28 protein-coding genes are annotated in these 26,683 nt (G+C 54.3%); 15 read left to right on the forward strand and 13 right to left on the reverse strand.

What is annotated here, in order from left to right:
• The first annotated feature begins 5 nt into the window (after positions 1-5).
• From N5C09_RS11250 to N5C09_RS11290, 9 genes are all read left to right on the forward strand, one after another.
• Positions 6-2,600 carry a CS1-pili formation C-terminal domain-containing protein gene (locus N5C09_RS11250; RefSeq protein ID WP_279749057.1) on the forward strand — a complete coding sequence of 865 codons (2,595 nt, stop codon included), beginning with the start codon at positions 6-8 and terminating at the stop codon, positions 2,598-2,600.
• Positions 2,578-4,167 carry a receptor gene (locus N5C09_RS11255; RefSeq protein ID WP_279749058.1) on the forward strand — a complete coding sequence of 530 codons (1,590 nt, stop codon included), beginning with the start codon at positions 2,578-2,580 and terminating at the stop codon, positions 4,165-4,167. Before N5C09_RS11250 ends, N5C09_RS11255 begins: the two co-directional genes overlap by 23 nt.
• On the forward strand, positions 4,145-4,828 hold the full coding sequence (locus N5C09_RS11260) for a hypothetical protein (protein ID WP_279749059.1): 684 nt from the start codon (positions 4,145-4,147) through the stop codon (positions 4,826-4,828). Before N5C09_RS11255 ends, N5C09_RS11260 begins: the two co-directional genes overlap by 23 nt.
• Before the next feature lie 73 nt (positions 4,829-4,901).
• On the forward strand, positions 4,902-5,099 hold the full coding sequence (locus N5C09_RS11265; RefSeq protein WP_063452103.1) for a hypothetical protein: 198 nt from the start codon (positions 4,902-4,904) through the stop codon (positions 5,097-5,099).
• Between the two features lie 24 nt (positions 5,100-5,123).
• Entirely contained in the window at positions 5,124-5,309 is a 186-nt protein-coding gene (locus tag N5C09_RS11270) for a hypothetical protein (RefSeq protein ID WP_063452104.1), read from the forward strand.
• A gap of 66 nt (positions 5,310-5,375) precedes the next feature.
• Positions 5,376-7,472: a peptidase domain-containing ABC transporter gene (locus N5C09_RS11275; protein WP_063868708.1), complete on the forward strand. Its 2,097-nt coding sequence runs from the start codon at positions 5,376-5,378 to the stop codon at positions 7,470-7,472.
• Entirely contained in the window at positions 7,469-8,218 is a 750-nt protein-coding gene (locus N5C09_RS11280) for a hypothetical protein (protein WP_064910058.1), read from the forward strand. Before N5C09_RS11275 ends, N5C09_RS11280 begins: the two co-directional genes overlap by 4 nt.
• A 6-nt stretch (positions 8,219-8,224) precedes the next feature.
• On the forward strand, positions 8,225-9,475 hold the full coding sequence (locus tag N5C09_RS11285; protein WP_023298992.1) for an HlyD family efflux transporter periplasmic adaptor subunit: 1,251 nt from the start codon (positions 8,225-8,227) through the stop codon (positions 9,473-9,475).
• A gap of 239 nt (positions 9,476-9,714) precedes the next feature.
• Entirely contained in the window at positions 9,715-10,044 is a 330-nt protein-coding gene (locus tag N5C09_RS11290) for a hypothetical protein (protein ID WP_063452107.1), read from the forward strand.
• Here N5C09_RS11290 and N5C09_RS11295 read toward each other — a convergent pair.
• From N5C09_RS11295 to N5C09_RS11315, 5 genes are all read right to left on the reverse strand, one after another.
• On the reverse strand, positions 10,022-10,825 hold the full coding sequence (locus N5C09_RS11295; RefSeq protein WP_193033082.1) for a DUF4225 domain-containing protein: 804 nt from the start codon (positions 10,823-10,825) through the stop codon (positions 10,022-10,024). The two genes, N5C09_RS11290 and N5C09_RS11295, sit on opposite strands and share 23 nt — an antisense overlap.
• A gap of 184 nt (positions 10,826-11,009) precedes the next feature.
• The gene (locus N5C09_RS11300) at positions 11,010-12,098 is read right to left on the reverse strand and encodes an AAA family ATPase (RefSeq protein WP_046621824.1); all 1,089 of its coding nucleotides are present in this window, start codon (positions 12,096-12,098) and stop codon (positions 11,010-11,012) included.
• 147 nt (positions 12,099-12,245) lie between these two features.
• Complete coding sequence (locus N5C09_RS11305; protein WP_279749060.1) at positions 12,246-13,205, reverse strand: DUF523 and DUF1722 domain-containing protein; 960 nt, start codon at positions 13,203-13,205, stop codon at positions 12,246-12,248.
• Positions 13,206-13,307: 102 nt separating this feature from the next.
• Entirely contained in the window at positions 13,308-13,718 is a 411-nt protein-coding gene (gene uraH / locus N5C09_RS11310; RefSeq protein WP_063868718.1) for a hydroxyisourate hydrolase, read from the reverse strand.
• 99 nt (positions 13,719-13,817) lie between these two features.
• Complete coding sequence (locus N5C09_RS11315; RefSeq protein WP_063868720.1) at positions 13,818-14,543, reverse strand: MerR family transcriptional regulator; 726 nt, start codon at positions 14,541-14,543, stop codon at positions 13,818-13,820.
• A 117-nt stretch (positions 14,544-14,660) separates the two neighbouring features.
• On the opposite strand from N5C09_RS11315, the gene N5C09_RS11320 reads away from it, so the two are divergent.
• Positions 14,661-15,185 carry a lipocalin family protein gene (locus tag N5C09_RS11320; RefSeq protein ID WP_063452111.1) on the forward strand — a complete coding sequence of 175 codons (525 nt, stop codon included), beginning with the start codon at positions 14,661-14,663 and terminating at the stop codon, positions 15,183-15,185.
• A gap of 1 nt (position 15,186) precedes the next feature.
• On the opposite strand, the gene N5C09_RS11325 is transcribed toward N5C09_RS11320, so the two are convergent.
• Genes N5C09_RS11325 through N5C09_RS11350 form a run of 6 tightly spaced genes read right to left on the reverse strand, consistent with a single transcriptional unit; the run spans position 15,187 to position 21,222 of the window.
• Positions 15,187-16,194, reverse strand: a complete 1,008-nt coding sequence (locus tag N5C09_RS11325; RefSeq protein WP_279749061.1) for a fimbrial protein — start codon at positions 16,192-16,194, stop codon at positions 15,187-15,189.
• Entirely contained in the window at positions 16,194-16,712 is a 519-nt protein-coding gene (locus tag N5C09_RS11330) for a fimbrial protein (RefSeq protein WP_107534382.1), read from the reverse strand. Before N5C09_RS11330 ends, N5C09_RS11325 begins: the two co-directional genes overlap by 1 nt.
• Complete coding sequence (locus tag N5C09_RS11335) at positions 16,703-19,228, reverse strand: fimbrial biogenesis outer membrane usher protein (RefSeq protein ID WP_279749062.1); 2,526 nt, start codon at positions 19,226-19,228, stop codon at positions 16,703-16,705. Before N5C09_RS11335 ends, N5C09_RS11330 begins: the two co-directional genes overlap by 10 nt.
• 23 nt (positions 19,229-19,251) lie before the next feature.
• Positions 19,252-19,929 (reverse strand): fimbria/pilus periplasmic chaperone, encoded by a 678-nt coding sequence (locus N5C09_RS11340; RefSeq protein WP_064910046.1) that lies wholly within the window; start codon positions 19,927-19,929, stop codon positions 19,252-19,254.
• 52 nt (positions 19,930-19,981) lie between these two features.
• Positions 19,982-20,566 carry a fimbrial protein gene (locus tag N5C09_RS11345; RefSeq protein WP_112792086.1) on the reverse strand — a complete coding sequence of 195 codons (585 nt, stop codon included), beginning with the start codon at positions 20,564-20,566 and terminating at the stop codon, positions 19,982-19,984.
• Between the two features lie 53 nt (positions 20,567-20,619).
• Positions 20,620-21,222 (reverse strand): LuxR C-terminal-related transcriptional regulator, encoded by a 603-nt coding sequence (locus N5C09_RS11350; RefSeq protein WP_063868730.1) that lies wholly within the window; start codon positions 21,220-21,222, stop codon positions 20,620-20,622.
• 835 nt (positions 21,223-22,057) lie between these two features.
• On the opposite strand from N5C09_RS11350, the gene N5C09_RS11355 reads away from it, so the two are divergent.
• The 4 genes from N5C09_RS11355 (at position 22,058) to N5C09_RS11370 (ending at position 24,955) form a co-directional block, all read left to right on the forward strand.
• Positions 22,058-22,846: a winged helix-turn-helix domain-containing protein gene (locus tag N5C09_RS11355; protein ID WP_279749064.1), complete on the forward strand. Its 789-nt coding sequence runs from the start codon at positions 22,058-22,060 to the stop codon at positions 22,844-22,846.
• A 1-nt stretch (position 22,847) separates the two neighbouring features.
• Positions 22,848-23,327 carry a hypothetical protein gene (locus N5C09_RS11360; RefSeq protein WP_347881071.1) on the forward strand — a complete coding sequence of 160 codons (480 nt, stop codon included), beginning with the start codon at positions 22,848-22,850 and terminating at the stop codon, positions 23,325-23,327.
• Between the two features lie 353 nt (positions 23,328-23,680).
• On the forward strand, positions 23,681-24,451 hold the full coding sequence (locus N5C09_RS11365) for a helix-turn-helix domain-containing protein (RefSeq protein ID WP_226842352.1): 771 nt from the start codon (positions 23,681-23,683) through the stop codon (positions 24,449-24,451).
• A gap of 48 nt (positions 24,452-24,499) precedes the next feature.
• Positions 24,500-24,955 carry a GNAT family N-acetyltransferase gene (locus tag N5C09_RS11370; protein WP_279749066.1) on the forward strand — a complete coding sequence of 152 codons (456 nt, stop codon included), beginning with the start codon at positions 24,500-24,502 and terminating at the stop codon, positions 24,953-24,955.
• Here the strand turns inward: N5C09_RS11370 and rhuM are convergent.
• The gene (gene rhuM / locus N5C09_RS11375; RefSeq protein WP_193033087.1) at positions 24,945-25,982 is read right to left on the reverse strand and encodes a RhuM family protein; all 1,038 of its coding nucleotides are present in this window, start codon (positions 25,980-25,982) and stop codon (positions 24,945-24,947) included. The two genes, N5C09_RS11370 and rhuM, sit on opposite strands and share 11 nt — an antisense overlap.
• Positions 25,983-26,032: 50 nt before the next feature.
• Entirely contained in the window at positions 26,033-26,374 is a 342-nt protein-coding gene (locus N5C09_RS11380; RefSeq protein WP_193033088.1) for a SymE family type I addiction module toxin, read from the reverse strand.
• A gap of 128 nt (positions 26,375-26,502) precedes the next feature.
• Between N5C09_RS11380 and N5C09_RS11385 the strand changes: the two genes are divergently transcribed.
• Positions 26,503-26,682, forward strand: coding sequence for a YlcI/YnfO family protein (locus N5C09_RS11385; protein ID WP_193033089.1), 180 nt, complete (start codon positions 26,503-26,505; stop codon positions 26,680-26,682).
• Position 26,683 lies beyond the last annotated feature (1 nt).

Below are 26,683 nucleotides of genomic sequence, written 5' to 3' on the forward strand. Positions count from 1 at the left end.
GATGCATGGTGAAAAATAAATTAGTGTTGCCGGTGATGATGGCTTGCGCATCCGGCACGCTGCCCGCGCTTGCGCATGCAGCCTCAAGCTCCGTGGTTATCGCTAATTACCGTTTTCCCGACTCGCTTTATGCACTGCTGGAGCAGGGGATCAAAATTCCCGTCTATCTGGTCAATACGCGGCCACATTCAGCACAACAAGGGAACCGCGAAGGCACGGCGAGCGAATATGTTCGTCTGGGTGACGTGACGCTCTTTGCGAAGGATATGAAGCTGGGGCTGAGGGATGTTCAGGTCCAGGAGTCTGATAACGGCATTCGTCTGTCAAAAGAGATGCGAACGTTATTGAAGAGCATTAACGACAAGCAGTTCGACGATAAGATGCGCATTCCGGTCAGTGCGGGGTCCGCGTTCGAGCTGGACCAGAAAAAAATGCGCCTGTTGTTGAATCTGTCGCAAAGCGATTACGGGGTGAATATTCGCCCGCGTGAGGTGGACATTGATGCGCCGGAGTCTGACGACCTGAGCGGCACCTTTTCCTACAACCTCGGGGCGTATCACACCGAGAGCGGCTACGGCGACAGCTGGTCGTCGGGTTATCTGAACGCGAGGAACTGGATCTCAATGGGCGTTGATCATGTGCTGATCGACGGCTCTGGCTACGTCAATGAGAGCAGCAGCGACACCCAGATGAACGCGGTCATGTGGGAGCGCGACTATCAGGGTATGCGCTACGCCGCAGGCATGCTGAACGGCTGGGCAATGCAGTCTCTGGCGAGCGTCAGCGGCATTTCCGGCGGTGAAGTTTACGGCGTTTCCATGGGCAACCAGGCCAACTCGCGCAAGCGCGATAACACGCTCTCCCTGACGCCGGTAGTGGTCTATTTCCCGACGGCGGGCGAGGCCCGTATTCGTCGTGACGGGCAGCTTATCGGCATTCAGCGCTTTGACGTCGGTAACCATGAAATTGACACCAGCGGCCTGCCCTACGGGATCTACAGCATCGAAGTCGAAGTGGTAAGCGGAAGCCGCACCGTGTCGCGCAGCATGTACACCGTCAATAAGCCGTTCTCCAGCAACGTGTCGGAAACGCTGCGCTGGCAGATGTGGGGCGGGATGTATAGCCGCGATAAGTCCGTCGTCAATTATAAAAAATACGCGAAGCGCAAAAACGAGCAGGACGACACGTACTACTACGATTACGACACCAAACATAAAGACACCATGTCGCTGGTGGGGGCCTCGTTCAGCAAGCGCAGCGGGATGGTCGACTGGAATGCTTCCACCTACATGATGCGGGAACACATCGTCAGCGAGCTGTGGGCCTCCCTGAACCTGACGGGCTATTTCTCGGTGAATACCCAGACCATGGCGGCCTCCGACGGAACGTACCGCGCCAACTATGGCATGAATCTTAGCCTGCCGTGGCAGATCGGTTCGGTCTGGTACTCCCATGAACAGCTCTCCAGCGGCAAGTTCCTGGACATCTATGAGAGCAAGGGCAACACCTGGGGCGCCTCGTTTAGCCTGCCGTCGTTCGGCCTGCCCTCGGCGGGCAACCTGAGCCTGATGCGCCAGGAGGACGACCTTTATCGCTATAAACGCTATCAGCTGGACTACTCGCAGGGATTGTACGCTGGCCGCTACGGCACGGCGCGCCTGCGCGTGGGGATGTCGCGCAACAAATACGACGGGTATTACGAAGAGAAAGATCGTTACGTGATGCTCGATTTCGCCATACCGCTCGGCAATACCGTGTCGGTTGGCGTTTCCCACAACCGCGATACCGGCACAGCATTGAACGTCAGCGCCAGCCGCCAGTTTGAGGGCGATTACCTGAAATCGGCCACCGCCAACGTGTCGAAAGCCTTCAACAGCCGCCAGGATCGCAGCGTAAGCGGCGGCGGCAGCGTGAACTTCGATACGCCGTGGAACAGCAACATTCTTAGCGTTCAGAGCGGCATGAGCAAAGGCTGGAACTCCACGCTGACCAGCGACGGGAGCGTGGGCTGGTCCAAAGAGGCCATCGCCGCCGGGAAAGGCACCGAAAGCGCAGGGGTGATTGTCAGCACCGGTCTCAAACCTGATGAAGCACTGACCCTGAAGCTTAACGGCCGGGCGGAACGCATCAAAGGGGATAAAACCTGGCTGTCGCTGCCGGCATATCAGGCTTATGACCTGGAGGTGATGAACAGTGAAACCGGTACGGAAAGCTATGAGATTGGCGCGAACGCGCGTCGCCATATCACCGTTTATCCGGGCAACACCGTGGTGATGAAGCCGCAGGTGAAGAAAATCGTCACCCTGTTTGGCCGTCTTGTGGATGCAAACGGCAATCCGATTGGCGCCACGCAGATCAAAAACCACGTCGGGCTGACCCGGACGGAAAACGACGGACGCTTCGTGATCGACGTTGATAAGAACAACCCTGTCCTGAGCATCGCCACGCCGGACGACAGCGTCTGCGAAGTGCGTCTGGACATTGAGTCTAACCGCGGTGCGCTGTGGCTCGGGGACATCTCCTGCGGAAAAGGCGATTACGTCTGGCAGGAAGCAAAAGGAACGCAGGAACGTGACGATGAAAAAGATATTCGCTCTTAATTTGTTATTGATAAGCGCCGCAGCGCAGGCGGATCAGCTGCCTTATTTCGCCATCAATAACCCGGACAGTAACGGGACGGGTAACAGTGCGGCGTTGTTTAGCCTCAACGCCAGCTCGGCCTCGTTTTTACATGGGTCGCGGGAATGGCCAAGCCTGAGTAACAAGGTGAATAACGGGATTGCCACCTATATTCCGGACAACGGCTTTAGCGGACCTCCGGGCAGCGCGCTAACCATCAATTTTAGCGTAACGGGCTCCAGCGCCTCGCCATTCTTCAAGGGTACCTCGTGTTCATCTAGCTGCGGTACGGTGGGCTACACCCCGACGACCAGCTATACCGATACGTCGATGGTGGTGAAGCCACCGATCATGGAACCCGCTACCGCCTATGGCCGCTGGGTTCTGGGCGATCCGTTCTTTGACTATTTGCTCAATGCGGCTCCCGGCAACGAGGTGACCATTACCTCTAAGCCGCAAAATTCCACGTCCAGCAAGACCAATACGCTGCATAAAGTGGGCACGCTGACCATGACCAACTCCAGAGCGCTGGATCTGGGGATTGATCCGATCACCGGCGAGGTCACGATTGTGGATGGTTCAACCGGGGATACCTGTACCAAATATACTCGTAATACGGTATCGGGCGTACTGTGCAACCTGCTGGAGTATACCTTCATCGGAGAAGACGTTACCGGTTACAGCCCTGGTCTGGCGCTTACCGCATCGCGCATTAACAGCGTGCTTCAGTCGCACATGAATGGCGGAACGGGCCTTGCCGCGGAAATTACCTTCGATGAGAAAACCTGGTACAGCATCTCCGGCGGCATTTTGAGCGACACCCGCGTGCTGGCGAATACCTTTATCAGCGCGCCGCAAAAAAATGGCGGTAAAGCATATCTTAAGATCTTCATTCCTAAAGGGTTAATTCTGAGCGTAGCGCAGGCGGGGGATGGTAGTAACATCGGCAATATCGTCAGTATGTGCCTGTCGCCTGCTAACAGCACGCTGGCGGCGGACTTCTGTTTCCAGCCTGGCAGCGGCCTGGTAATTAATCCTATCCAGCCGGGCCTTGCTATCGTGCCGGATAACCCAGACTACACCGTGGATTCGAACGGCCTTGGCGGCTCCGGAAAAGGGGTAATTGGCGAAGCGCCAATTGAAATTCCCTACACCATTACCTACAGCGGCGCGCAAAAGGATGCCGCAGTGGCAGTGACGGTGAAAGTTACCGGGCCTACCCAGAGTCTGAACGGCACAGACTATTGTGCCTTTAGCGGAAACGGCTTCACCGTGCCCATTCCCGGCAACGTATTGCTGGGTAAGAGTCAGACGCTGAAGGCCCATAACTGTAAAGGCGAGGTGCTCTCCATCCCGGCGCCTGCCACCCATGCGGAAGAGTGGGATAAGATAAGCTCTGGAGTGACGGACATGTGGCTTTGGAAAACGCCGCTGGTATTGCAGTTTGTGATGAATAACCCGGTCTCGAAAACCACCTATGATGGTAATAGCTGGTTTGGTGAAGTTACTGCTCAGGGGCGAATTGATGTCAGCGCTTCCTGGAATTAAACATGTTATGACTGGAAAATTCCTGGCTATTTTTGCAATAAATTGCTTCATTTCTACAGGAGCAAATGCTTTAATTATCGAAAGTCTGAATATAGATTTTTTGCCAGAAAAAGAAGTCGTTTTTCAGCCCATAAAAAATGATACAAGCGAACGTCAGAATTATACAGTTTCACTCATTCAGGTCGATGTACCAAAAGAGCGTGGGAAAGAGACTGAAATAAAAGATGGCGAAGTCATGTATTCGCCTAAACAATTAACGCTGGAGAGCGGTGAGCGGGCAGGGTTTAAGTTTTTTTATACCGGCCCGCACGATAATAAAGAACGCTACTATCGCGTCAAATTCACCGAGACGCCGCTTCAGGCAAGGGCTGTAGTGAGCAAAGGCCAACGCATTCAGTCGGATGTGGTGGTTTCGCTTGAAGCTATATTAATAGTCCGCCCCTGGAACCGGCAATTTAGTTATACGTTTAATAACGGGGTGGTGAGTAATACCGGGAATACGTATTTCAAATACGTATCCTCACAAGGGTGCAGTACCCAATATAATGACTCAAAATTTCTTCCGCCGGGACAACGGCTGGAAATAGATGATTACGCACAGCCTGCAAGACGAATGATTATTTATGGGAATAAGATCATTCCACTTTCTAGCTGTTCGTAACAAGCGCTTTCCTTCATAAAAGGAAATTAACCTTCGGCACAAGCTGAAGATTTACTACTACAGGAGACTAAAAATGAAAGCGATTTCATTCGTAGAAGCGAAAGAAATTATCGGTGGTGCATTGAACCCAATCGATGGCCTGATTAAAGGCGCACAGCTGGGCTGGAACACGGGTGCAAGCGTTGGATTAGGTTCCATCGGTGGCATCGTTGGTGGTGTGCTGGGTGGTGCTATGGGCTTCGTGGGCGCGATTTTCGGCAGCTTTAACTAATTTATTTTTTCAAAGGAATAAACCATGCAAGTTATCGACATCAAAAAAGCACAGGCCATCGTTGGTGGTTGGGATCCTATTGCCTCTGCTATCCAGGGTGCAAGCGCGGGCTATAACGCGGGCAGCCAGATGTTAGGCGTTATTGGCGGTGCCATCGGCGGTGCGTTTGGCCTGGTTGGCGGTCTGATCGGCGGCTTCTTCAGCGCGTAAGTTGTTGACCTTAGCACTCATGGCCCGCATTGCCGGGCCATTTTTTTATTTCAGCCACGGATCACTATGTTTTCGCTCTTTCAGTATAAAAAACAGGGTAAGACCCCTGTTATTCGCCAGCATGAATTTACCGAATGTGGCCTGGCCTGCCTGGCGATGGTGTTGGGGCACTACGAACACCATGTTTCCGTCAGCCAGCTGCGCCGGGAGATTTCCGTTTCCGCCGATTCGGGAACCTCAATGGCGGAATTGTTGACCCTTGCCAGCGATAAAAATATGTCTGGCCGGGTGCTTAAAGGCGAAATCACTGAAATAGAAACGTCTGAGCTGCCGCTCATCGCCTTCTGGCGCGGTAACCATTTCGTGGTCATCGTGAAGATCGACAGCCGCAGCGTGACCGTCCACGATCCCGCCAGCGGCGTGCGTCGTTACCGCCTGAAAGAGGCGGAAAAACTCTTTTCCGGCTATGTGCTTGAGCTTAAGCCCACGCCGAGTTTCGAAAAGAAATCCCCGGATGAAAAGCTCACGCTTGGCCGGTTAGCCAATAAATCTCCGAGCCTGTTCCAGCGCCAGCTGCTGCTGTTTGTGCTCTGTATTTTTACCCTTATCACCATGCTGGCGAGCCCCACCTACGTGCAGCTGATAATGGATGAGGCCATTTCCCGCAGCGACAGCGATCTGGTGATCCTGCTCACCGCGATCTTCGCTATCGTCTTTATCTTTGAAGTCGTCGGTAAATTCCTCAAGCAGCTGCTTGAGATCCTGATGCGCAACATTGCCTATGACGATCTAAGCCAGTCCGTGCGGCACTACATGCTGCGCACCCAGACCAGCTGGTTCCGCTCGCGCCCGCCGGGCATCGTGCTGGCTATTGAAAAATCGCTCCACGCCTGCGCGGAGTTCATCAGCAATGGCTACGTACAAATTCTTTTTTCCAGCCTGATCGCCGTGACCAGCCTGCTGTTTATGCTGCTATATAACGTCAAAATTGCGGTGCTGACGATGCTGCTGATGGGCGTGTTCTTCCTGATCCGCTTTTCGCTGATCGGCCCCTATCAACGCGCCGTGGATGACTCCATCGAGCGTACCGCCCAGTATGAATCTCTGCTGGTAGAGACGCAGAAAGGGATCATTACGCTCAAGGCGAACAATATGGAGCAGGCCCGGGACGCGGTGATGGACAAATCCCAGCGCGAACACATCGCCGGGCTGATGCGTAAAGAGCGGCTGCTGGCCCGTTTTGACGTGGCTTCGCTGCTGGTGATCAATGCCGAGCAGCTGCTGGTGGTCTGCTTTGGCGCGTGGCTGATCCTGGAAGGGCAGATGAGCATCGGGATGCTGTACGCCTACATCAGCTACAAGCGCTATTTTTCCGATGCCATGGTGCAGGTGGCGCAGAAGCTGCTCGACAAAAATGCCCTCAAGGGACCGCTGGATCGCGTGGGCGATCTGCTGTATGCCCCCTCTGAAACCAGCCAGTTTGGGAAGCGGATTGTCACCTCGCCGGTCTGTCTGCAATTTGAGGATGTCTCATTTGCTTATCCAGGCCGGGAGGCCACGCTACAGCATATCAACATGACCCTGAAGCAGGGCGAAGAGGCGGTGATCGTTGGCCAGAGCGGGTCCGGAAAAACCACGCTGCTGCGTCTGATCTCCGGCATGCTGCTGGCATCGTCAGGCACGCTGCGGATCAATAAGATCCCCATTGAGGAGTGCGATCTCTCCTCGCTGCGCCAGCACATCCGCATCGTTCATGCGGACGATATTCTCTTCACCGGCTCGATACTGGACAACATCGCCTGCTTTGACAGCGCGCCGGATAAAGAGCAGGTCATCGCCGCGTGCCGGCTGGCGGAAGTGGACCACGTCGTCGCCCGTCTGCCGCACGGTTACGAAACGGAGATGCTGCCGGGGAACACCTTTTTCTCGGCCGGGGAGATGCAGCGTCTGGTCCTGGCGCGCGCCCTGTACAGCCAGCCTAAGCTACTGCTCTGCGACGAAGTGACGGCGAACCTGGATAAGACCACCGCCCAGAAGGTGCTGGCGAACCTGCGTAGCCTGGGGATTGGGCTGGTGTTTGTCACCCACTCGCCGGACGTGGTGGGCTGCCATGGTCGTCTCTATACCATGGAAAACGGAACCCTGCGGGAGAGTGCGCCATGATGTTTTTGCCGCGTCTCTATGCCCGACTCTGCGCACGCCAGGCCGGACGCACCTTAATGGCAAACCGGATTGCGCAAAACTACAGCCAGTTTATGCCCTGCCCGGAGACCGAGGTGCCGGCTGATTTTCTGCATCAGAACGCCCATGAGCTGAGCGGGTTTAACTTCGTGGAGCAGATTTTCCCGCCCGCGCTGTGGGCGCGCAACGTTCGCTTCGATCTGCATGCGTACGTGGCGCAGTGGACGCAGGAGCAGGGGTTTTACAGTTCGCCTCGCACCCTGCTTCTGGGCATGCGCTGGGCGGGCTTTGGCCTGATTATGGATGCGCTGCTCGCCACCGCGCCAGACGACGTGCGCTTTCAGTTTATTACCCGTCACCCTGCGCTGCACAAGCTGATGGCCGCGCACGACGGACGGCGCGCCGGCTCGTTTTTTGCCCCTCAGCGCCTGGTGACGGTGCTGCTGATGGACGAACGCCTGCCGGATGCGCCGCTGTTCCCAATTCAGGCAGGCGATCGCAAGGCGTGGTTAACGGACGTCTCCACGCGGTTTTTATCGCGCTATGGCTACAGCGTCCGAACGCTGCTGCCGGTCTGTTCGCTGCACGCGGTAGAGTTTGGGCTGGAGAGCCAGGCGTATGCGCCAGAGGATTACCGTCTGGCCGCCGCCGACACGCTGAACGCGCTGCGCAAAACCCCCACGCTCTGGAGTGGATGGGACGATCTTTCAGTGATTTATCATGGATGACATATCGTGAAATTAAAAAACCGAAGCCGACAGCGTCGGGCGCTAATCCCGCACCACTTTTCAAAAAGCTATCAAATCAACGCGCCGCGGCTGAAAACCGTGCTGACGCTGTTCATCGCCTTTTTTCTCTGCCTGCTGGTCTTTGCGATTGCTTTCAACTTTTCGGAAACCACGCTGGCACGCGGGGTGCTGATCCCGGCGCAGGGCGATGTGGAAGTGCGCGCCAGAGAGTCCGGAACCCTTGTTGATTTTGCCGTCCGGCCCGGCCAGTACGTGAAGGAAAACGATCCGCTGTTCACCGTGTCGCAGGACTATGGCGGCAAGCAGGGGTCGGTGGTGCAGTTTGACCGCCAGCAGATGGAAGCGGAGAAAAAGCGCAGCGAGCAGCGCATTCAGGCCATTGAGGATTCTATTGCGTCGTACCGCAAAAACCTGGCGCAGCAGCTGGCTCTCACCGACAAGCAGATAGCCGTTTCCCGCGATAAGGTGAAGAAGCTGCGCGCGCTGCTTAAAAACAGCACCGACACCTACGAGGCGTGGAAATCCGTCTCCGGGAAGGGCTATGTCTCCAAAGTGGATCTCGATAAAAGCCATAACGATGTGCTCAACGCCCAGCTCAACCTGACGCTGGAGGAGAGCACTATTCTTGAGCTTGAGGCACGCAAAACCAGCCTGACCGACAGCACCCAGTCGCAAATTGACTCGCTGAGCGAAGAGCAGCTGTACGTGAAAAACCGCATCAGCGAAATCGATCGCAACCTGTCCAGCCGGGGAAGTTCCACCATGGCTATGCTCGCCCCTTCGGATGGCTATGTGGTGGCGATTAACTTCCCGCCTGGCCGGGCCATTACGCAAAACAGCGAGGTGGTGGTGGTGATCCGTAAAAATACCGCGGCGACGATGGAGGGGTATCTGTATGTGCCAGCAACGGGGGTGGGACGCGTGGCGAAAGGCGATAAGGTTAAGCTGCGGTTCGACTCCTGGCCCGTGGACAAATACGGTTCGGTGGAGGCAACGCTGTCCGATTTCTATGAGGTCAATATTGATGCCCATTCGGCGCTGATCCCGCTACAGGAAGGGCAGAACTACTACCTTGCCAAGGTGCGCGTCCCCTCCTGGTTTACCGACCCGGACAAGAAAAAGCGCATGCTGATGGGCGGGATGACGGTGAACGCCGATATCGTTATCGATCGTAAGCCGCTTATCAATCTGCTGATTGCGCCGCTGGAAAGGGTGCGCAAACGGTTTATCGATTGACCCGATTTCATCGATCATCGCCCTTTAGCCCACATTCTTAACGGTGGTCTGTGGCTATTCTCCTTCTCATACCAACCGGAGGATAGCCCATGAACATGACGCAAATTCGCAATGCCAGCAGTGTCTTTTTAGCGTGACCCTGTTTTTGCTGTTTAATGCGTCCGTACCTGACGGGTTACAAGACGCATCTCTTCCGGTTAAGATATTCCACGTTACTTTCCAGAAGAAAAGGTAGTGGCATGAACAATATTGAAACGCAGTTACTTGAATCAGGTTTCACCGTAAAAGAGTTAGCGTATCTGAACCGAAACATTAGCCGTTATGGTTCATCCTTGCTCGAGGTCGTGCTTGAGTTAGGTAAGCGATTTATCATGGTTCTGTTTATTACTGCGGCTGTGGCTCTGATTTTCCTGGCGCTTCTTTGTTTCGCTGAACATTACAATATTGTTTCCGGGGGCATTTCTCTTTTCATCGTATTGATTATTGTCTGGTTTTTTCAACCTCCGATCATCACTTACAAAGCCTGGCGCTACAGAAGGAATTACCTTAGTTCTGACCAGACGCATTAGAAATTAAATCAAAAGAGACTTTTGCAGAGACACCCCAGCCGACAATTTTCATAGTGAGTGCTGCGCGATTCATTCCGTCGACCTTGCGGTAAAAATCCAGGGGGAGATAGCGAAACAGACGCCATGATTCGGGTTTTCGGATGGCGCCAAATACCGTATAGACGCTTGCTGCCAGGCTTACGCTATTGAATACTCCCAGTGCGGATTCGCGTTTAAATCCCATAAACTGAGCAATATCCATGACGCCATCTGCCAGCATACCTTCGGAGTTTGGTTGATGCTGAAGCGTTCTGTTAATTTCTTTTGAAATGGCATTTGCACCATCCATAACCAGAATCGCTCCTGCAAGCGCACCCACTGGATTCATTGTCATCATTGCACCAACACCTGCCACAATCTGTAACCCTGAAAGCACAACCTTAATCGACGAGATAACGTAACCGACGACTTTGTTATTTTCTTTAACCAGTTCAATCTGAGCAAAAATCTGAGCTGTACGGGAGCGAAGCATTCTGCTTTGATCAAGAAGACTTTCGTTCTCAGCCCGGATGTTTTTCAGGCATTCCATGCACTCCTCTTCACTTCTGGCCGCCCGGGTAGCGCTAAATTGTTGCATCACAAACTGCCGTATATCATCCATAAATTTAATCCGTGCGAGTCCGTCGCTAAGATGTTGCCCTCCGACAATATTCGCAGTATTGATAAGCTTCCGGGCTTCAAGATTTATCATTGTTTCAGCCCATGCACGGGTGTTCTGACCAGGGAAAAGTGCAATATCCATTTTAATTTTCTCATCTGATAACCAACGTTTACAGATTATCCTGCCAGAAGAAACTGGCAACAATAAATTGGATAATCTATCGCGAGCACAGAATTCGCCGAAGGTATATACCGACGGAAATCATCGTCGTTGATGGCGACCTTGAGAGTGGTGACTGGATAAAACGAGTGCAAGAAACATAGACTTACCCCAGCCGCTCCATCCTCGTCTCACCCTCCACCATCGACAGCTGATACAGCGAAAACGAACGGTGCTTCTCAATCAACTGCGCCAGCTCCGGCGAGTGGCTGGTGAGCCAGATCTGCGAGTAGCGGCTGGCCTCGGCAATCAGGCTCGCCAGGGCGGGCAGCATCTGCGGGTGCAGGCTGTTTTCCGGTTCGTTAAGGGCGATAAAGGCTGGTGGACGCGGGCTGAGCAATGCCACCGCCAGGCACAGAAAACGCAGCGTGCCGTCGGAAAATTCAGCCGGTTCCAGCGGTCGGCTCAGGCCTTCTCGCTGCATCATCATGCGAAAGCGTCCGCCGGTATTGTCGCTGTAAAACACGCAGCCGGGGAAGGCCTGGTCGAGAATGCGCATCAGCAGCAGCTCGTCGCCGATTTCGACAATGGTCTGAAACGCGGCGGCAAGGTTCGCGCCGTCGCTGGCCAGCACCGGCGAGCGGAAGCCCACCTGCGGCGCACGTATAGCCGAGCCGGACGAAACGGAAAATTCATGATAAAAGCGCCAGTTACGCAGGGACTCGCGCATCTGCGACACTTCGGGGTAGAGGTGCGGCTCGCCGAGCTGCCCGAACACCGACTCGTTCTCATACAGCGTACCGCTGTGGGTCACTTTTTCGTGATGCACGTTGTTCAGGAAGACCGCCTGATTCTTACGCTTCATCAGCTGTGACGACGGACGACGGTGCTGTCCGCTCAGCCAGATGGACTCCTCTTTGATCACCGGGTCGAGCTGAAACTGTGACGGATAGGGCAGCTTTTCCACGAACCCGACCTGGAGCTCATATTCATACGTTTCCGTTTCCACCGCCAGGTTCATGCGTCGCAGCTGATCGCTTCGGGTTTTTCCCGCCCAGAATACCTTCAAAATGCCGCCCTCGTTCGCCAGCGCCTGAGAGAATTGCCCCTGCGCCGCGCTGTGCATCAGGTAAATCGCTTTATAAATATTGGATTTTCCCGTGCCGTTGGGGCCGAACACGATGTTGAGCTGCTCCAGCTCAAGCGACATATCGCGAATCGAGCGGTAGTTCTGAATATGCAGGTTTTTGATCATCGGGGTACTCCGCTGTGCAATCTTAACCTGTACAGAATTACAGTATTTTGCGCTGAGCGCAAAAAAAAAGACGACAGTGAGGGTGTCGTCTAAACGGGGTACAGCTTTGGGCCTCTGTGGGTCAATGGGGCCTTCGCTTCTTTCTCATCAGGTAACGGCCAGACGCAGACCCAAATCATCAGGATAGGGATCAAAGTAGTTTTGCGTCATCAGATACCGGTCAGGGTATTCAGCCAGGTAATGCTTCAGCAGCGTCAGCGGCGCGAGGATCGGCAGCAGGCCGTCACGGTAATGCAGGATCACATCACGCAGTTCTCCGCGCTGGCGGCTGTTCAGCTGGTTACGGAAATAGCCCTGAATGTGCATCAGCACGTTGGTGTGGTTCTTCCGCGAAGCGGGGTTTTTCAGGATCGTCATCAGCTTGTCGCGATACGCCACGAAAAACGCGTCCAGATCGTCCCACTCATGCAGTGATGCCACGAACGGGCCAATTTCACGGTAGCCCGCCTGATGGTGCGCCAGAAGCTGAAGCTTATAGCGGCTGTGGAAGTCGAGCAGGGCGCGGCGCGTCACGCCATTTTTACGCAATATGTTCAGTTCATGCAGGGCGAAAACGCGCTCTACAAAGTTTTCCCGCAGCACCGGATCGTGCAGGCGACCATCTTCTTCGACGGGCAGCCAGGGGAAAGTGTCAAGGAGGGCGGCGGTGAACAGCCCGACACCCTCCTTGCGGCCCCGGTTGCCGTTTTCATCATACAGCCGCACGCGCTCCATGCCGCAGCTTGGGGATTTTGCACAGACGATAAAGCCCGACAGATCGCCGATTTTCGGCAGATAATCCGCTGTGAATGCGGCCATCTTCTGCGTGACGTCATCATGCGGCGCTTTGCTAAAACGCATTTCTGTCTCGCCGCGGGTGGTCATCACCAGACGCAGCGCCGGACGAGGCGTTGGCAGGCCAATCGCCATTTCCGGGCATACCGGACGGAAAGTGACCCACTGAGCCAGCTCATCCATCACAAAGCCCATACGCTTATGCCCGCCGTCAAAGCGAACGGCGGAACCGGTCAAACATCCGCTAATACCCAGCACAGGTTTCGTTGTCATGGTGTGCACCTCCCGATCTCATATCTAAAAGTTACACAACAATGCGAGTTTGTCCAAGTATTGGCGAGATTATTTTTTAATCTGCTTTAAAATCAAGGGCAATCAGCTGCCCTTGTAGGTCGAGTAACCGTACTGGCTGAGCAGCAGCGGGATGTGCAGTTTTTCGTTGGTGCGGGTGACGGTGAACAGCACCGGCACTTCCGGGAAGAAGGATTCCAGCTTTTTACCGTGGAAATAATCTGCGGTTTTGAAGGTCACTTTATACACGCCAGGCGCCATATCCTCGTCCTGCGGATAGAGCGATTTGATGCGCCCGTCGTGGTCGGTTTTACCGCTGGCAATCTGGGTCCACTTGTTCTGCTCCTGTTTCTCCAGCGTGACGGTTACATCCGCAGGCGGCATACCGGTTTGCTGGTCCAGAACGTGCACGCTCAGGGTGCCTGCCGGCGCACTGAACGCGGCAGGAGCGAAAGCCATTGAAGCCAGCATCATCAGAGGGAGTGTCTTTTTCATCGTGTTTTCCTGTTAAGTTGTCGTTGACAGGAAAACGTTAGCACTCGCTGCGCGAAAAAATATTCAACTTTTCGTGAAGATTGCCACAGCAGAAAATAATCAGAGGATAATGACCTCAAGGGAAACCTGCTGCTGCCACTGCGCAACCTGCTTTTTCCGTGCGGCGTTAAGCTTGCCGCTGGTGACCAAAAGCCATTTGCGGTCCGGGAAAATTTCCGGGGCCAGCGCGGCAGGGGGAACCGGCAGTATGTCGATGCGGTGGCCCTGGCCGGTGCGCGTTAAGGCTTCAAGCCAGATCTCACACGGGTCGTTCAGATACCAGCCGCTGATGAGAATGTTATCGCCCGGCGCTTTTTTATCGCCTTCAAGGCAAAACGAGGTGTAGGCGATGAGGATGCCGTCGAGGATCTCACGCAGGGTCATGGCGGCGGCAACGTTGGCCGACATCTGGCCGCGCAGCGGACGCAGCACGTTAGCCACCAGCTCTGGCCGCGGGTATTCGCGCCCGGCGTCGTAAACCATCTGACGCAGGGATTCGATTTTTCCCTCCTGCAATTTTTGCAGCATGGCCTGTTGCAGGGTTTGCCAGTTATTGGCGCGGCGCGGAGCAGGGCGTTCCAGCAGGGATTTTACCTGGCCGATGGGAACGCCTTTTTTTACCCAGTCGAGGATTTTCAGCGCCTGCTGAACGTCCTCATCGCTGTACAGGCGGTGGCCGCCGTCTGTACGCTCGGGCTTGAGCAAGCCATAGCGTCGCTGCCACGCCCGGAGCGTGGTGGCGGTAATGCCGCTGAGTCTGGCGAATTCGCCAATGGAGTAAGCCATGTCTGCATCCGAAGAGGAGGAATAATCTCAATATACTACGAATATTTCCCGACGGGATGAAGCGCCGCATTGGTGCACTACACTTAACATCCAACCGCGTAAATGAAAGGAGCTCTCATGAGGCTATGGCCTGTTGTCACCGGTGTCGCCATTGCGCTGACGCTGGTTGCCTGTAAATCTCCCACGCCGCCGAAAGGCGTGCAGCCCATAACCGGCTTTGATGCCAGCCGCTATCTCGGCAAATGGTATGAAGTCGCCCGACTGGAAAACCGCTTCGAGCGCGGTCTGGAACAGGTTACCGCGACCTACGGCACGCGCAGCGACGGCGGGATCAGCGTGCTTAACCGCGGCTACGATCCGGTGAAGAACAAGTGGAATGAGAGCGAAGGGAAGGCGTACTTTACCGGCGAACCCACCACGGCCGCGCTGAAGGTGTCGTTCTTCGGCCCGTTCTACGGCGGCTATAACGTGATCAAGCTGGACGATAAGTACCAGTACGCGCTGGTCAGCGGTCCGAACCGCGACTACCTGTGGATTTTATCGCGTACGCCGACCATCCCGGATGCGGTAAAACAGGACTACCTGAACACCGCACGCGGTCTGGGCTTCCGGGTCGATCAGCTGGTGTGGGTTAAGCACTGACCTACTGATACGAAAATGTAATGCTCGCCAGGGCGTTAGCCGAGCCGGGGACCAGCTCTCCGGTTCGGATGTACTGCGCCTGGAACGGCAGCGACAGCGTTTGTGCTGCGCTGGTGGTCTGGATGAAAAACTGTCCCGTCGTGCCTGCGGCCGAGCTGTCCGGCCCCATCATCAGCGGCCCGGTGCCGTTATAGAAGAACTGCACGCCAATGCCGGATGCCGTGGAGTCGCCGGTCAGCGTCACGATCGACGAGGTATTTGACGGCGTGGTCTGATCGGTCATCACGGCGTTAACCGCCACGTTCTCATCGCAGGTCAGGCTGACATTAAACTCGCCCGACGGCGAGGTGCTGCCTACGGTGGGCAGCGTGTGAACGTCAATGGTGCCCAGTTTGACGTTGGTGCTTTTCGTTCCCACCGTGCAGCCGCTTGCCGTCACCGTGATGGTGGTCGGGTTGATGATCACCTGTGCGGTTTTCACTTCGTTGTTATAGGCCGTCAGGATCGCCGCGTTAATGGTTGGGGTCTGGTATACGCCGGATTTCAGCGGAACGCCGGTCTTGATAAACGTCACTTTTGCCGACCAGCCCAGTGCGGTGGCATACCCGCTTGTCCCCTCGGCCGGATAGCTCTGCGTAATGCCCGTCTGCATCGGGACATAGGTCGTCCCGTTATAATCTTTAAGCCCAAGAATGAAGCCGATGCCGGGCACGCCCGTTTCAAATACCATGTAACTGGCGCCATCGAGAATCACCGTGATGCCGGTGGCCGTTACGCTGCTGCTCGGCTCCAGCGTTCCTTTGGAGCAGGTAAATACCAGGCCGCACCAGAACACTTCCGATACGCTCGCGCTTGCACTCCATTCAGAGCCGATCGTCTTTCCGGGCACGATGGAATCTGCCGGGCCTGACCAGGTCATGGGCGTGGGTGAAAGTGTGATATCCGATGTCCAGGAGAGGGCAAACGCCTGAAACGTCATGAATAACAGGGCTAAAAACAGTAAACGCATTATTGGTACTCCGTCGTCCAGGTCGCCACTGCCGAAACGTCTCCGGCATTGACCGGCGCACCCGTGGCGGCCAGTCGCGCATAGAAGGTCATTTTTACGCTGTCATCCCCCGCCGCGCCGTAGGCGGTGGTCTGCGTGTCCAGCGGGATGAGCTCGCCGTCTTTATCCAGAATCTGCACCGCCACGCCGGTCGCGCCGCCGTCAGCAACTTTCAGAAGCTGCGGATTTTCGTCATCCGGCGTGCCGCTGAAGCGGATTTTCACGCCAGCAAAGGTGGGGCCGCACGCTTCCAGGGTGAGCGTGAAGGGCGTTTTAACAGGGCTGACCGCACCCGCCTCGCTAAACTGTTTCATGCCGACGGTTCCGAGCGGCACGTCTTGCTCCTTTGAATCTTCCGCGACAATGCAGGTATTGCCGATCACACTGCCGGTCACGGAAACCAGCACGTCATAGCCGCGCACGGGGACGGTGATGAATAGCAGCAGGATCAACGGGAGGAACCGAAGGGTTACTGACATAGAACCTCCTGGGAATAAAGCCCGGTGCGGGCGTGATAATTCTGCGGGTTCAACGCATAGTGGATCGTGCAACGCTGGGTGCTGTTGCGCCCCCACACGGCACGTAACGTTCCCTTCGCGGACAGGCCGGTCAGATACACGCTGCCGCCATCGCCGACGATACCGCTGGCGTTGTCATCCTCTGACGAGACCAGCGTGCCGAAGGGGAGCACGTCCCTGGCGTGACGCACGATAAACATCGCTTTTGCCCCCTGACGCGTGGTGAGGGTGGCGCGAACCAGCGCCCCGTCGGTGGGTATTTTATTGGCGATGGCGTTCTCAAGCTCCACGTCATTGCCCACGGTGGTGACATCCAGCGCAACCTGATTGACGCGATACGGCGTGGCGTACGGGATCACCGCATAGCCCCGGCTGTCGGTTTTGATGCCCTTTTGGTTGAGCACAGCGACGTTGCTGGCGCCCGGGGCTTTCACCAGGATATTGGTGTTGCCGAGCGGCTGGCTCAGCGTCAGGCCATCCTCATGCAGCACCGCAGCGCCGCTCATCCCGTAGCTGAGGTTGCGGGCGTCGCCGGAATAGCTGTAGCCCAGGTTGTAGTCTCCCCACGCGCCCTCGTATTGCAGCGCGGCATCGCCGCCGTAGTGCTGCTGCGCGCTGTAGCGCTGGTTGACGCTATAGAAAAGATCTTCCTGTCCCGGCAGATAGCCGCTTATGCCCGTACTGGCGGTGGTGCCGGCGGGATCCGCATGGGTGGTGGTAAAACGAAGGCGGGTCGACAGCGCCGGGTTACCCAGCGGTACCGACAAGGATAACGCCAGGATGTTGTCTTTCTTGTTGTCGTACAGGCTTGCGCTACGCTGGGCGCTGATGCCAAGCGACAGGTTACGAAACGTTGCGTTCCACGCGAACTGCAAGCTCTGCGTGGTTTTTGACGTATTCCAGTAGGTTTGTTGATCCCATGACAGCGACAGCGCCCCGTATTCGCCCATCGGCTGTGACAGCAGCAGCTGATTTTTTGCCTTACGCGACATATGCAGGTTGTAAACCGTGTCGTAGCGGGTGGTGACGGTGCCATCGTCTTCCACGGTCTGTTCTGGCGCTCCGCCCGTCATGCCTTTGTAAGCGGTATCGCTGAGGGTATAAAACCCTTCCGTTGAATAACGCAGCGAGAAGAAATTAACCCGCGTACCGGTATTGTTCAGCAGCTTGCTGTACCGCAGGCGCACCGAGTCACCGGTGTAGCGCTGATTATCGGCCAGCTGGCTCCGGGCATGGGTAAGGTCGAGGGAGTACGCGCCAAAGCGGCCGAGATTCTGCCCGATGCCGAAGGCCAGGCCGTTGTAGCGATCGGAAAACTGCGCCCCGCCATAAAACGTGAGGCCATATCGCCAGCCGAGGAACAGCTCACCCTGCGCGAAGGAGGGCGACTGCTGATTGCCCGTCGGACGGTATTTCCCCGCCCCCAGCGCATACTTCATCTGGCCGTTACGCACCAGATTCGGCACGCTGGCAAAGGGCAGGGTGTATTGCGTCTGGCTGCCGTCGCTCTCCTGAAGGGTGACAGCAAGATCGCCGCCTGAAGAGGTCGGATAGAGATCTTTCAGCACAAACGCGCCCGGCGGAACGGAGGTTTGATAGATGATGTTACCGTTCTGGCGAACCGTCACCGTGGCGTTGCTGCGCGCGATGCCACGCACTTCAGGCGCGTAACCGCTCAGGCTGGCGGGCAACATGTTGTCATCGGTCTTCAGGGCGATGCCACGCAGGCCAACGGCGTCAAACACCTGAGATGACGTGAACGTTTCACCGGCATAAGCCTGAGCACGCAGGGCGCGAATATCCCGCTGTAGCCAGGTCTGCACGTGGGTAAGCTCGTGACTCCCTTTGGTCCACGTGGTGAAGTCACGCAGCCGCCATGCGCCCAGGTTGGCGCCGCTGTTGAGGCTCACGAACAGCTGTTGTTCCCGCGTGCGCGTCTCGCCCCGATACGCATTATTCGCCCCATTGACCACATAGTTCAGCCACGCGGCAGTAATGCCGGATTCCCAGCTCGCCGGGTTGACGTACCCGCGCGGCAGAGTGCGCATCGCGCTTTGGGGTACGGTGAAGTTGAGGGTAAGCGTCCTCTGGTCAAAATCAAACCGGGTATCGGCGAACGACTGGGTTAAAAAAATGCAGCGCTGCGCAGGCGACAGCTCACCCCCTTTCGCCTGATGGCTATCGATGCCAAGTGCGGCGAATTGCGCAGGCGTCAGGCACGGCAGGGCTTCACCGGAGGCATTTTCAGCGGCGCGAAACGTGACGTTACCTGTGAACGCGAACTGGGTGTTGATGTACACGTTAAGGTTGTACTCGCCCGGCGGCAACGCGCTCCCGGCGTTGACCCAGGCGAGGTCGGCGCTGTTTGCCTGTTCGCCGTTAAGAAACGCAGGATTAAAGTGCAGCTCGCTTTCGGCAGCCACGGCTTGCCGAATCACCAGGGCGATCGCCGTGGCGCACAGGATTTTTATTTTCATGTGGTCACGCCTTACCGTTTTTATTATTGGGACAACGACGTGCGGGTGACGGGCGTCCAGGCCCCATAATCGTTAATGGTCTGGTAGCTCAGGCTGCTCGCCTGGCTGAAGGTGTCTGCCAGAGTCACGCTGGCTTTCGGCGGCACCATGACGGGCGACACCGGCCTGCCATCAATTTTCAGGTTAATGGTGGTGAGGTAATACGGCGTTGGGTTGGTCAGCGTGACTTTCCCCGCGCGGTATGCGCCAGCAAGGTTTTTCCATGCCTCTCCAGCGCCTTCCCGGAGCGACTCAGGGCGATAAAAGACCTTGATGCGGTTGGCTGAGGCAAATTGCAGTGAATTGCCGGAACCGTTTTTAACCTGCTGTGGGATGGCTTTGACCGTCATCCAGTACAGCGTTTCGCGATCGTCTGGCAGGGTTTTGCCGCTGAACATGATTTTCACCGCGCTTTCGCTGGCGGGCTTCATCACGTACAGCGGCGGCGTGATGACGAAGTCGTGCGTACGGCTCCCTTTCTCGTCTTCCATCCAGGACTGGATCAGGAAAGTGGCATCAGGATGGGTATTTCTTACCTGCATCATCGTCTGCGTCGTCGCGCCTGCGTAGACCAGCCGCGTTGCGCCCAACCCCACGCCGCCTGCATACACGGCGGATGAACATAACGTGCCAGCCAGACAAATCCATGTGTTTACGCGCATTGTGCATCTCCTGAAGCTGAGTCAGACCCGACCAACAGGCCGGGCCTGAAGATCACGAATAGGTCACGGTGTAGGTAGCGACCGCGCTGGCATCACCCGCCGTGGCATTGCCCTGCGGTGAGTAATATTTCGCGCTGAAGTTGAGGGTGTTTTCCCCTTTACGCAGAGGGATGGCTGCTGCCGGTTCACCCAGCCTAACGACGTTGCCCTGTTCGTCATAAAGACGGATAGCGACATGCTGCGCCGAGCCGGCACCGCCGTTTACGCCCGCGGCCAGGCTATTCACATCGGTGCTGTCCGGCGTACCGGTGAAGGTGATAGCCACGGTCGTTGCGGCAATGGGGTTCTGTTCCGTGGAAGCGGAGGTATCGGCGATTTCGCAATCCTCCAGCGTAATGGCGAAGGTTTTTGCGGTACTGGCTTCACTGCCTGCGGCGGCAAGCGTTGCGGTACGCACTTCACCCATGTCGACGTCAATATTGGCGCTGCCGGCGCTGATGGCGCAGGCGGAGGTCACCACTTTACCGCTGAAGTTGACCGTGCCGCCGCTGGTGGTAGCGGCCAGTGCTGAGCCCGCTGGCAGCAGGGCGGCAATGCTTAATGCCAGCAGAGAATGGCAAGTAAGGCGTGCTTTCATTTCATAGTTCCTTGGTTTTTTTTATTACGAGATTTGCTCTGAAAGCGGCAGGTCTAACTGGTTAAAAAGACCAGCAAATCTGTCTTATTCCTGAGCCCGAGTTTTCTTATTGCTGAGCTTTTTAAGGCGCTCACGCGGCGATAAGAAAGTTTCTCCAGTTCTGCGATGTAACGTATATCCAGTCCGTTCCTGAGTTCCTTTAATACCCTCCTTTCTCCTGGCGTCAGCGATAACGCCGCTGGCTGCTTTTGGGGCCGATAATGGCTATCAACCATTTTTGCTAGCTTCATCCGCCACTGATAAACCGTGTTCTGTAGCGAGATATAGGCATCAATATTTTCCCGGACCCATAACAGACAATGGGCAGAGGTGGAGTACAGGCAGATAATCACCTCGGGATGTGCGGCCTTGATTTTTTTTAAATATTTCAGGGAGTCATACCCTGTATGATATTTCTCTGCGCCTGATATAAATAAGATATCGATACGAATCGACGACAGTACCTTATCCAGTTCGTGATAACCTCCTTCTACGATATTGATCTGAAGGTCATCGCGAATGCTGCTTAATAACGTTTTAATACCATTTCTTGCATAATGATCGCCGCCCATCAGTGCAACTGTAATATGCTGTGTTATTTGGGTAGTGTGCGTCATGTTATCCCCTCGATTTATAATAGTAATCAGGCGAATTATATACAGCGTTATCGCCAGTATTCTCGAAGCAATGACGTATTGCATAGTGTAGGCCTACTATACGTCGGCCAATAAAGAGGTAATCTGAATTAATCTAAAATTGTATTAATTACTAAGATCGAGACCGGTTACGACGTTTCCCTCTGATTGGTCTTATTCCGCTTCGCTTTCTGTAAATTATGATAACCGCAATTTTTCATGAAAATTTAGCTTTGATAAATGTTTTGTAAGGAGTTTGTCTTCTGGTGTCAGTGCGGGTGTGAAGTTGCTGACGGGGGATAACAATTTACGAGTGTTATCATCGATAAAAACTGATGAAAAGGTGGTTGGATAGTATGCGAAACGGTTAAAAGTTATTGATATCACTGAGGTTAAGAAAAGTTAAGCCTTCAGGGCGCTGAATATTTCGGACACGGATGTCCGTGGCGTACAATCTTTTTTTATGTAGGGATTCGTCAATGTCAAGAGGCGAGCGGTGCACCAAAAGGCGAGATGCTGAATATTGAGATGCTGCTGGTAGTCAGATAATTCTCGTGAGCGAAAATTCACTTCATAAAACATCATAACGGGAGAGGATGCTGATGCGGCGGCCCTGCAAGCCGCATTCTGCGAGGGTTGAGCACTTATGCAGGTTCAGTGAAGCTTAAGAGAAGCAATATAAAATAGGATTTTTCGCCAATTGCTGAGATATACAGCGTGCCGTTAATCAGTCACATTGATCCCGACGCGACTGTCATCACATAAATGCGGTGACTCAGGTTCAACATATGTTAACCGGAGAATTCATACTGCCCCTATGCATAAGCATTACATAATAAATAATATCGTCGAATTTCATCCGGCGGCCAGCACGTTACGTGATATCAACAATCCTGACCGCGTGGTTGTGTTAAATTCGCCAGCAGGCCGATGCCTGTTGCTATTAATCGACAGAGCAGGGTCGATTGTCACTCAGCAAGAGTTCCTGGATATTGTCTGGCAAAGCCGTGGCATGCTTGTCTCCTCCAATACCTATTACCAGAACATCTCAATCCTGCGTAAAGGGCTCAAAAAGATTGGTTTTGAAACTGATCCTATCGTTACCATTCCCCGCATTGGGTTGACGCTGGCAAGCGATACGCAAATAACCGTCAGAGAGCCTTCGCCTGCCGCGGCTCAACCCGTTGATGAACAGTGCGTGGAGGCACCGGCGTTCGAGGAGGCGTCAATAACTCCCGCGCCAGCAGCCCCTGTTGCTAAAAAGCACACGCGCTGGATGGCTGTGATCATAGGGTTATTGCTCGTGCTGGCGGTGGCAGGCGTGACGGCGTATCTGAATGCCAGGGAAAATCGTTTTGTTGAGGACTACCGCTTCGCGGCATCCATCGGCGCCTGTCGCGTTTATCTTGCGAAGGACATTCAGACCCACGCTGAACGTGCCTCCGCGCTGACCTATGTAGAGCAATTCAAGGCTGAATGCGCGCAATACCCCTGGGTTTACATCAGCTGGTACGCTCTGCTGCCCCGTGCGTCGGTTATTCGCTGCGATCGGCCGATGAAAGAACCGAACCGCTGTATATCTGATTATTTCCTGAAGGATAGCTAGCATGACTCGTTTTCGGCAGATGCTGTGCCTCATTGCGACGTGCCTCGTCACGGCAGGCGTGCTGATGGGCTATTACCTGTGGCACCGTTCCTATGTTCAGCCTTTCTCATGCCAGGCTAATCTGGTACAGCACCATCCGGATGAGACGCTCACGGTCTGGCTGAATTATAACTTTGACGGGAAATTCGGCACCCTGAGCATGAATGCCCGCGCGCAGAACGATCCGGGTAAAACCATCGACAGAAAAATTTCCTTCCGGGTGGAGCGAAAGGATCACCTGTATTTGCTGACCTCAGAAAAAAACATGACGTTCCCGGACGATAATGTCGAAGACCGCTGGCTGGAAAAATACGAACCGCAATTTTTTGTGTATCCAGGAAAAAGTATTTATATGCGTATCAATGAACAACATAATGGTAACTATATCTTTACGTTAGGAACATTACCGACATATGTGTGCCGGGGAACAAAAAAAGAATGATATAAACGAGAAAAACAGTATATTTTCCTCCCGTCTCATTTATGCTTGATTTAAAATATCAGGATTACCTTAGAAATATAAAGTGCGACATCTCATGTTGCGATAATGTAATTAATTTTAAATTTGGCAAGTAAATGAAAACTGTATTTGACTCTCCCGATGGGGGGAAATCAGTACCGGCAAAGTGTCTGCATATCGGGTTGTTATTATGGCCCCGTTATTCACTTCTGGCGGTATCTGGATTGCTGGAAGCGCTGCGTTATGCAGCGAAAGCGCAGGATAAATTAGCATTTAAAATCAGCCTGATAAGTGAGTTTCCTGATATCCCGATTATCAGCAATGCGGGAATAATCATGAGACCGGATTCCCCTCATGCCCCGCCGGAAAGTTTTAACTACCTTGCGGTTATCGGCGGCGAATTGCAGTATCTGGATTTAGGGTATCGGGGAGATAAAGCATATCTGGCGTATGCCCACCATGTCGGCGTTCCGCTTATTGGCATTGGCACCGGCAGTTTTGTCCTCGCGCAGGAAGGATTGCTGAATGAACGAAGAGCCTCTATACATCCTTTCCACCTGGACGCGTTTCGACAGGCATTCCCGCTGGTCTACGCTGAGCAAGGGTATGACTTTATTGATGATGGCGATGTGCTGACCTGCCCGGGCGGCATTTCCACCCTGACGCTGGCAACTGAGCTTATCCGCGCCCATGCCGGGGATGATATCGCCAGCACCACCTGCCAGCGTTTGTCGCTCGTCCCGCATGAAATTGCCACCCCCCGCCCGGCGAACCTGGCGCTGATCCCCGACTGCCGGCTGCGTCGCGCCGTCATGCTGATAGAACAGTTCCTGACCCGGCCGCTCACAACCGCCGGGCTTGCGCGAGAAGTGGCACTGAGTGAACGCCAGCTTAACCGGCTGTTCACCGCCGAGTTTGGCAAAACGGCCCGCGAGTTTATCCGCAGCGCCAGGCTGCGCTATGCTTGCTGGCTGCTGAAGAACTCACAGCAAAGCGTGACGGATATTGCGCAGCGGATGGGGTTCAGCGACTGCGCGCATTTTATTCGTCATTTCCAGATGGAGTATGGCTGTACGCCTGGCGTATGGCGCACGTCGCAGAGCTGATTTTTATTGCGTTGCCGCTCCGAAACTCTACTCAACCGGAATTTGAACATGAAAATAGAAGCTGCACACCCCGCACAATTTGAACGCCTCGTCGCCGTCTGGGAGTCGTCCGTTCGCGCCACGCATCACTTTTTGCTGGAAAGCGATATCGCGGCGCTGCGTCCGCTATTGCTTAATGCCTATTTGTCTAATCTCACGGTTGTGGTTGCACGTGATGAAGATGGTGTTATTCACGGCTTTTTAGGCGTAGATGAAAATCGTATTGAAATGCTGTTTGTGGATGATGCAAGCCGGGGGAAGGGCGTCGGGAAAATGCTGCTGCAATATGCCATCGCAGAATTTAGCGTAAATGAAGTGGATGTGAACGAGCAGAATCCGCAGGGCGTCGCGTTTTATAGACATATGGGGTTTGAGCAGGTCGGGCGTTCGGAACGGGACGGACAGGGAAATCCGTTTCCGCTGCTGCATATGAAGTTGAGCAGAGATACCGGGATTAGCGCTTAGCCTGTTTATCCCATTTTAATAAGCCGACGATATCTTTCTCACCTTCGGCTTCTTTCAGCAGGCGCTGCTTTTTTTCAAACTCAATGTATTCTGAGCACGCCTTTTCATCAGCCGCTTTCTTGCTGATTTTTCCTGCGCCTTCTAAAACGTCCCGGTCATTAAATTGCAGGAACTGATCGAGCTTGGTTTGCCAGTCCCTTAAAAATACCTGCTTGCGTCGTTTGGCCTGATCTTCAGCAAAATCGAGCCACATATTAACGACGCGATTGAGTTCGCTCACCTCATCCTGAGACAGATAATTTTTTGCGGTGGTGACATCGCTTTTACGGACCTCTTCGCCTTTATAGCTGGTCAGCCCCATATGCGGTTGAGTGGCGTCCGCACGTTTGTGAATCAACTCAGCAGCGGTGAGTCCCGTGCAGGCAAAATGCAGTTTATTCTGGATGGTCTGAAAGAATTGCGTGGTTTCTTTGAGTGACGGCTGATAATCCGCGGCCAATGCGAAAATTTCCCTCACACGGAGATAGACCCGGCGCTCGCTGGCTCGTATGTCGCGAATGCGTTCCAGCATTTCATCGAAATAGTCAGGCACGGCGGATGAACCCACAGGCGGGTTTTTAAGGCGCTCGTCGTCCATAACGAAGCCTTTAACCAGATATTCCTGGAGCGTTTGTGTGGCCCACTGGCGGAACTGGATGCCTCGAGACGAGCGCACCCGGTAGCCGACAGCAAGTATTGCTTCAAGGTTGTAGTGCTCTATCTCTCTGGAAACCTGACGTTTTCCTTCCTGACGAACTATCCGGAATTTCCGGATAGTTGAATGTTGATCAATTTCGCCATCAGAAAATATATTTATCAGATGCTCGTTGATAGTTCGAACATCTTTACCGTACAGATCGGCCATTGCTGCCTGGGATAACCAGATTGTGTCTGATTCGAAGCGACATTCGACACGCACTCTTCCGTCACCGCTGGCGAACATAACGAATTCGCCTGCCGGGGATTGGATTACGTCTTTATCTGCCATGTCGCCTCCACATCTAATGCACCAGGCAGGTAGTATGCCAGAAACAGCCGCTACGCCAGGTGGTTTGTATTTGATTTTGCGAGGTGCTTTCCAGGAAGCTGCGTTTGAATCGCTGCAAGCGCGTCTTCTATCTCAGTGAGCTTTGCCTTCGTCCGTTTATAATCATCCTGCAACCTCTGCTCCTGCTCATTATACGCCACCAGAACGATGCACCCTTTCATGACCTTTACCGTAACCTGCTGTCCGGTATCAAACCCCGCCGCGCGCAGCCACTTGCCGGAAAGGATGATTTTCGGCGTAGATTTGTCGTAAACATTCGGGCGGTATCCCACAATTAATGAATGCTCGGTTCCGGATTGGTCGGTATCTGGGGTAAAATGCAAATCAGCCATAATCAACTCCTTGATAGTTGGTGAGGTTAGACGCCCTTTAGTGCTCCAACACTGCTGGGCGTTGTCAGAATTCCGAATCCATGTGGTAGGTACCACATGCAGATAAATTAACCGAAGTGGTACCTACCATGCAAGAGAAAAAGAAACCAAATTTTGACCGCACTAAGAGCACGATGAAGAACATTCGGTTCGAGGATGAGCTTTTGGAACAGATTGAAAAGGTTGCCGGCAAAGGGAATTTTAGTAAGTGGGTTAAAGAGGCTTGTTTATACAAGCTTGGTTATGATGCGAAAAAAAAATTGCCATAAT

Source organism: Enterobacter sp. GD03975 (assembly GCF_029838645.1).
GTDB lineage: Bacteria > Pseudomonadota > Gammaproteobacteria > Enterobacterales > Enterobacteriaceae > Enterobacter > Enterobacter quasihormaechei.

Bases quoted from the DNA above. Each gene is read 5' to 3' on its own strand.
- N5C09_RS11255 (WP_279749058.1), top strand. From the start codon at position 2,578: ATGAAAAAGATATTCGCTCTTAATTTGTTATTGATAAGCGCCGCAGCG.
- N5C09_RS11250 (WP_279749057.1), top strand. From the start codon at position 6: ATGGTGAAAAATAAATTAGTGTTGCCGGTGATGATGGCTTGCGCATCC.
- N5C09_RS11365 (WP_226842352.1), top strand. From the start codon at position 23,681: ATGAGACCGGATTCCCCTCATGCCCCGCCGGAAAGTTTTAACTACCTT.
- N5C09_RS11380 (WP_193033088.1), bottom strand. From the start codon at position 26,374: ATGGCTGATTTGCATTTTACCCCAGATACCGACCAATCCGGAACCGAG.
- N5C09_RS11315 (WP_063868720.1), bottom strand. From the start codon at position 14,543: ATGGCTTACTCCATTGGCGAATTCGCCAGACTCAGCGGCATTACCGCC.
- N5C09_RS11290 (WP_063452107.1), top strand. From the start codon at position 9,715: ATGAACAATATTGAAACGCAGTTACTTGAATCAGGTTTCACCGTAAAA.
- N5C09_RS11325 (WP_279749061.1), bottom strand. From the start codon at position 16,194: ATGCGTTTACTGTTTTTAGCCCTGTTATTCATGACGTTTCAGGCGTTT.
- N5C09_RS11330 (WP_107534382.1), bottom strand. From the start codon at position 16,712: ATGTCAGTAACCCTTCGGTTCCTCCCGTTGATCCTGCTGCTATTCATC.
- N5C09_RS11260 (WP_279749059.1), top strand. From the start codon at position 4,145: ATGTCAGCGCTTCCTGGAATTAAACATGTTATGACTGGAAAATTCCTG.
- N5C09_RS11345 (WP_112792086.1), bottom strand. From the start codon at position 20,566: ATGAAAGCACGCCTTACTTGCCATTCTCTGCTGGCATTAAGCATTGCC.
- N5C09_RS11340 (WP_064910046.1), bottom strand. From the start codon at position 19,929: ATGCGCGTAAACACATGGATTTGTCTGGCTGGCACGTTATGTTCATCC.
- N5C09_RS11370 (WP_279749066.1), top strand. From the start codon at position 24,500: ATGAAAATAGAAGCTGCACACCCCGCACAATTTGAACGCCTCGTCGCC.
- N5C09_RS11280 (WP_064910058.1), top strand. From the start codon at position 7,469: ATGATGTTTTTGCCGCGTCTCTATGCCCGACTCTGCGCACGCCAGGCC.
- N5C09_RS11320 (WP_063452111.1), top strand. From the start codon at position 14,661: ATGAGGCTATGGCCTGTTGTCACCGGTGTCGCCATTGCGCTGACGCTG.
- rhuM (WP_193033087.1), bottom strand. From the start codon at position 25,982: ATGGCAGATAAAGACGTAATCCAATCCCCGGCAGGCGAATTCGTTATG.
- N5C09_RS11350 (WP_063868730.1), bottom strand. From the start codon at position 21,222: ATGACGCACACTACCCAAATAACACAGCATATTACAGTTGCACTGATG.
- N5C09_RS11355 (WP_279749064.1), top strand. From the start codon at position 22,058: ATGCATAAGCATTACATAATAAATAATATCGTCGAATTTCATCCGGCG.
- N5C09_RS11300 (WP_046621824.1), bottom strand. From the start codon at position 12,098: ATGATCAAAAACCTGCATATTCAGAACTACCGCTCGATTCGCGATATG.
- N5C09_RS11275 (WP_063868708.1), top strand. From the start codon at position 5,376: ATGTTTTCGCTCTTTCAGTATAAAAAACAGGGTAAGACCCCTGTTATT.
- N5C09_RS11265 (WP_063452103.1), top strand. From the start codon at position 4,902: ATGAAAGCGATTTCATTCGTAGAAGCGAAAGAAATTATCGGTGGTGCA.
- N5C09_RS11295 (WP_193033082.1), bottom strand. From the start codon at position 10,825: ATGGATATTGCACTTTTCCCTGGTCAGAACACCCGTGCATGGGCTGAA.
- N5C09_RS11360 (WP_347881071.1), top strand. From the start codon at position 22,848: ATGACTCGTTTTCGGCAGATGCTGTGCCTCATTGCGACGTGCCTCGTC.
- uraH (WP_063868718.1), bottom strand. From the start codon at position 13,718: ATGAAAAAGACACTCCCTCTGATGATGCTGGCTTCAATGGCTTTCGCT.
- N5C09_RS11270 (WP_063452104.1), top strand. From the start codon at position 5,124: ATGCAAGTTATCGACATCAAAAAAGCACAGGCCATCGTTGGTGGTTGG.
- N5C09_RS11305 (WP_279749060.1), bottom strand. From the start codon at position 13,205: ATGACAACGAAACCTGTGCTGGGTATTAGCGGATGTTTGACCGGTTCC.
- N5C09_RS11385 (WP_193033089.1), top strand. From the start codon at position 26,503: ATGCAAGAGAAAAAGAAACCAAATTTTGACCGCACTAAGAGCACGATG.
- N5C09_RS11335 (WP_279749062.1), bottom strand. From the start codon at position 19,228: ATGAAAATAAAAATCCTGTGCGCCACGGCGATCGCCCTGGTGATTCGG.